Origin of the sequence: Ensifer sp. (assembly GCF_035999185.1) — a bacterium.
Classification (GTDB): Bacteria; Pseudomonadota; Alphaproteobacteria; order Rhizobiales; family Rhizobiaceae; genus Ensifer.
The window spans coordinates 1-3,711 of record NZ_DASYHB010000087.1 but is presented as its reverse complement, the minus strand read 5'-3'; the positions used below and the strand labels follow the sequence as shown (position 1 = coordinate 3,711).

Below are 3,711 nucleotides of genomic sequence, written 5' to 3'. Positions count from 1 at the left end.
AGGTCGGTAAAGCCGAGTTTTTCCAAGCCGTTCGCCAGATTGCGAGTGCCGAGTTGCTCCATGGTCAAGCTTCCTTCGTGTTTGGCCATTGGCGTTGAATTTCGCCGGACCTTACTTGCATGCTCGCTCAAAAACAAGGCGACGTCAAAAAAAGAATAATGATTTCAGTATATTAATCGATTTAAAGAAAATTATAGTTTTTTTAATCGGTTGAAATGGGCTCCCCGCAGCGCCATCTGGGAGCACCTATCCCACCGTAAGGATTGGTGCTTTTTGCGCTTCGCCACAATTTGTTCCACCTTTATACTCACTAACGCACCGGTGACTCGCGAATGCCGGAGTTTCGGGGACGGAGCCGGCACCTCAAAAGACGGAGTTGAACACGATGCAGACCATCGCGCTTGTCGATGATGACCGGAATATCCTGACGTCCGTATCCATCGCCCTGGAGGCAGAGGGCTACAAGGTCGAGACCTACACCGATGGCGCGTCCGCGCTCGAGGGCCTGCTGGCCCGGCCACCGCAACTTGCGATCTTCGACATCAAGATGCCGCGTATGGACGGCATGGAGCTTTTGCGCCGCCTTCGGCAGAAGTCTGACCTGCCGGTCATCTTCCTGACCTCCAAGGACGAGGAAATCGACGAGCTCTTCGGCCTGAAGATGGGCGCCGACGACTTCATCACCAAGCCGTTCTCGCAGCGCCTGCTCGTCGAGCGCGTGAAGGCGATCCTGCGCCGCGCCGCCAACCGCGAAGCGGCAGCCGCCAACCCGACGACCACGGCCAAGGCTTCCGATGCACCGTCGCGCTCGCTCGAGCGCGGGCAACTGGTCATGGACCAGGAGCGCCACACCTGCACCTGGAAGAACGAGGCGGTGACGCTGACCGTCACCGAGTTCCTCATCCTCCATTCGCTCGCGCAGCGCCCAGGCGTGGTCAAAAGCCGCGATGCGCTGATGGATGCCGCCTATGACGAGCAGGTCTATGTCGACGACCGCACCATCGACAGCCACATCAAGCGGCTGCGCAAGAAGTTCAAGATGGTCGACAACGACTTCGACATGATCGAGACGCTTTATGGCGTCGGCTATCGGTTCCGCGAGACGGCCTGAGCCGCAGGACTTGCCATCGCGCCGATTGTAGCGCATTCAAAGCGACGCGACGGTGCGCATGGCCGTTGGCCTCCCTTGAGGCTCGTCGCGATCTCCGCAGTCTTCGGACCGGAATCATGGAAGACGGCGCCACCGGCTGGCAGCGCCGTCGCAAACGAACAAACGTGAAGGACAGTCCGCGCGGGAGCGGGACACGTGGTAGAAGTCTTGCAGGGCGACATCGAAGATCTTGACGGGCGTGCGCAGGCACACGGGGGCCAGCGCCGCTGGGCGCATCCCTTCACGCTGATCCGCCGCCTGTTCGGCAATGCCGTCTTCTCCAGCCTGACCCGCCGCATCGTCTTCTTCAACCTGGTGGCGCTCGTCGTTCTGGTCGGCGGCATCATGTATCTCAACCAGTTCCGCGAGGGGCTGATCGATGCGCGCGTCGAAAGCCTTCTGACCCAGGGCGAAATCATCGCCGGGGCGATCTCGGCCTCAGCCTCGGTCGACACCAACTCGATCACGATCGATCCCGAGAAGCTCCTCGAACTCCAGGCCGGTCAAAGCATCACGCCGCTGCCGAGCGACGAGGATCTCGATTTTCCCATCATCCAGGAACGCGTGGCTCCGGTGCTCAGGCGCCTGATCTCGCCGACGCGCACCCGTGCCCGCCTGTTCGACGCGGACGCCGACCTGCTGCTCGATTCCCGCCATCTTTATAGCGGCGGCCAGGTGCTGCGCTTCGACCTGCCGCCGATCGAGCCCGAATCGACCGGCATCGGCGAAAAACTCAACAGCTGGCTGAACAAGCTGCTGCAGCCCGGTAACCTGCCGCTCTACAAGGAACCGCCGGGTGGCAACGGCGCGATCTATCCCGAAGTGACGAACGCGCTGACCGGCGTGCGCGGCTATGTCGAGCGCGTCACCGAGAAGGGCGAGCTCATCGTTTCGGTGGCCGTGCCGGTGCAGCGCTTCCGCGCCGTGCTCGGCGTTCTGCTGCTTTCCACGCAGGCGGGCGATATCGACAAGATCGTCCAGGCCGAGCGGCTCGCGATCATCCGCGTCTTCGGCGTTGCCGCCCTCGTCAACATCATCCTGTCGCTGCTTCTGTCCTCGACCATCGCCAACCCGCTGCGGCGGCTGGCAGCGGCGGCCGTGCGCGTTCGTCGCGGCGGCGCCAAGGAGCGCGAGGAAATCCCCGATTTCTCCTCGCGCCAGGACGAGATCGGCAACCTGTCGGTCGCGCTCAGGGAAATGACGACGGCGCTCTACGACCGGATCGCGGCGATCGAGAATTTTGCTGCCGACGTCAGCCACGAACTGAAGAATCCCCTCACCTCGCTGCGCAGCGCCGTCGAAACGCTGCCGCTGGCACGAACGGACGAATCGAAGAAGCGGCTGATGGACGTCATCCAGCATGACGTGCGCCGCCTCGACCGTCTGATCAGCGATATCTCGGATGCATCGCGTCTCGACGCGGAACTTGCCCGCAGCGACGCCAAGGTCATCGATCTCGAAAAACTTCTTGGCGACCTCGTCGACATTTCGCGACAGATCCGCAGCAAGAAGAAGGCGGTGCTGCTCGATTTCGTCATCGACCGCAAGGATAGCCCGAAGGCGCGATTCGCGGTCAACGGCTACGAGCTGCGCATCGGCCAGATCATCACCAACCTGATCGAGAACGCCCGCTCGTTCGTTCCCGCGGACGGCGGACGGATCGTCGTGCGCCTGACCCGCTCCCGTTCGCGCTGCCTCGTCTACATCGAGGACAACGGTCCGGGCATCCAGGCCGAAGACATCGACCGCATTTTTGAGCGCTTCTACACCGACCGTCCGGAAGGTGAGGACTTCGGCCAGAACTCCGGCCTCGGCCTGTCGATTTCGAGACAGATCGCCGAAGCGCATGGCGGAACGCTCAAGGCCGAGAACATCATCGCACCGGATGGTCACGTCAACGGCGCGCGGTTCATCTTGTCCCTGCCCGCCGAGCCGCACGCGTGACGACGCCGCGCGCCAATGTCCACGGCACCGCCATCGTGCTTGGGACACACGGCTTCCTCATCACTGGTCCTTCCGGCAGCGGCAAGTCGAGGCTGGCGCTCGCCTGCATCGCGGCTGCGCGACAGGCAGGCGAGTTCGCCGCGCTGGTCGCCGACGATCGTGTCGACCTGTCGCTGGAGCACGGCCGGATCGTTGCCCGCTGCCCGCCTTCCATATCGGGCCTGATCGAAATCCGCGGTTGCGGCATCGGGAACGTGGAGACCGTTCCAGCGGCCGTCATAGACTGGGCTTTGCTGCCCGTCACCGCGCCTTTCGACCCGCGCCTGCCGCCCGAAGCGGAAACCTTGCCCCTGCCACTCGGGCGAGCATTGCCAATTGTTCGCGTTCCCGTTGAAAATGGCGCGATGGTCCTGGACATTCTACGGGCACTGCTTGCCGAAAAACTAAGATTCTAGCCCGATTTACGGTCAGTACGACTGGATTTTCGGCATTTTTGGCTTGCACTTCGCCTTTTCCTTGCCAAGATGCCCTCCCCAACAGGTGGACGAAATTGCTGCATTGCGATATCTGGCCATCAGTGAATTGCGTGTGCAGTTGGAGCGAAGATACCCATGATC

The 3,711-nt window shown here is 62.0% G+C and carries 3 protein-coding genes; all 3 read left to right on the top strand.

Features of this window, described 5'->3' with window-relative positions:
- Window positions 1-385 precede the first annotated feature (385 nt).
- The 3 genes from chvI (at window position 386) to VGO04_RS08425 (ending at window position 3,549) form a co-directional block, all read left to right on the top strand.
- Window positions 386-1,111, top strand: a complete 726-nt coding sequence (chvI, locus tag VGO04_RS08435) for a two-component system response regulator ChvI (RefSeq protein ID WP_327495497.1) — start codon at window positions 386-388, stop codon at window positions 1,109-1,111.
- 195 nt (window positions 1,112-1,306) lie between these two features.
- Window positions 1,307-3,094 carry a sensor histidine kinase gene (locus VGO04_RS08430; protein WP_327495496.1) on the top strand — a complete coding sequence of 596 codons (1,788 nt, stop codon included), beginning with the start codon at window positions 1,307-1,309 and terminating at the stop codon, window positions 3,092-3,094.
- On the top strand, window positions 3,091-3,549 hold the full coding sequence (locus tag VGO04_RS08425; protein WP_327495495.1) for an HPr kinase/phosphorylase: 459 nt from the start codon (window positions 3,091-3,093) through the stop codon (window positions 3,547-3,549). Before VGO04_RS08430 ends, VGO04_RS08425 begins: the two co-directional genes overlap by 4 nt.
- The last annotated feature ends 162 nt before the right edge of the window (window positions 3,550-3,711 follow it).

Coding starts and splice junctions, on each gene's coding strand:
- chvI (WP_327495497.1), top strand. CDS start 386: ATGCAGACCATCGCGCTTGTCGATGATGACCGGAATATCCTGACGTCC.